A 425-nucleotide genomic window follows, 5' to 3' on the forward strand; every position below is an offset into this window, starting at 1 on the left:
GCCGACAACGCCCGCACCCGGCTGGTGGACCTGACCGTGCGGCCCTCCAAGCTGGAGGCGCCGATCGACAAGATCCACCCGATGCCGTTCCCGGGCCTCAACATCGACAACGTCCCGTTCTTCGCGGCCATCGCGGCCGCCGCGCACGGCCAGACCCTGATCCACGACTGGGTCTACGACAACCGCGCGATCTACCTCACCGACCTCAACCGCCTCGGCGGCCGCCTCCAACTCCTCGACCCCCACCGGGTCCTGGTCGAGGGCCCCACCCGCTGGCGCGCCGCCGAAATGATGTGCCCGCCCGCCCTGCGGCCCGCCGTGGTGGTGCTGCTGGCGATGATGGCGGCCGAGGGCACCTCCGTACTGCGCAACGTCTATGTCATCAACCGGGGTTACGAGGAGCTGGCGGAGCGGCTCAACTCGGT

1 pseudogene is annotated in these 425 nt (G+C 70.1%); it reads left to right on the forward strand.

The features are described from left to right. A pseudogene (locus tag RM572_RS29405) lies at positions 1–425 on the forward strand (UDP-N-acetylglucosamine 1-carboxyvinyltransferase); the annotation flags it as partial.

It is taken from the genome of Streptomyces hazeniae (assembly GCF_031845485.1).
GTDB lineage: Bacteria > Actinomycetota > Actinomycetes > Streptomycetales > Streptomycetaceae > Streptomyces > Streptomyces hazeniae.